General features: G+C 55.5%; 1 protein-coding gene and 1 pseudogene. One reads left to right on the plus strand and one right to left on the minus strand.

What is annotated here, in order from left to right; all coding sequences use genetic code 11:
* Positions 1-111 (minus strand): annotated as a pseudogene (locus AB9F26_RS22390) (DDE-type integrase/transposase/recombinase); the annotation flags it as partial.
* 15 nt (positions 112-126) lie between these two features.
* On the opposite strand from AB9F26_RS22390, the gene AB9F26_RS22395 reads away from it, so the two are divergent.
* Positions 127-255, plus strand: a complete 129-nt coding sequence (locus AB9F26_RS22395; RefSeq protein WP_369756618.1) for a hypothetical protein — start codon at positions 127-129, stop codon at positions 253-255.
* Positions 256-348 lie beyond the last annotated feature (93 nt).

A 348-nucleotide genomic window follows, 5' to 3' on the forward strand; every position in this document is an offset into this window, starting at 1 on the left:
AACGGAGGTAAATTTCTGCAAACTTCGCATTCGGCGGAAGCGCTGCATGGCACGTTCTCGTCGTCGGAACGGCAAGTGTGAATTCTCAGCGCGATTGTTTTTCCAGCGACCCATATACGTCCAGACATGACAGTACCAACTGCACGCGTCGACGACAGTAAAGGCGGACGGCGGACCTTCGCAGCGCTGCGCATGGACGACGGTTCTGCGGGGCAAAGTGGTTTGTTTCAACTGCGCCGCGACATTTCACTCTAGGGTCTCGGTGCAAGCTGGAAGGAGTTTGGGGCTAAGCTCAGCAGGAAAAATCGAAAAGCCAGCGCAAGTCGGGTTGCTCAGTCTGTTTGCTGC

This window comes from Falsihalocynthiibacter sp. BN13B15 (assembly GCF_041205415.1).
In the GTDB taxonomy this organism is placed as follows: Bacteria; Pseudomonadota; Alphaproteobacteria; order Rhodobacterales; family Rhodobacteraceae; genus Falsihalocynthiibacter; species Falsihalocynthiibacter arcticus.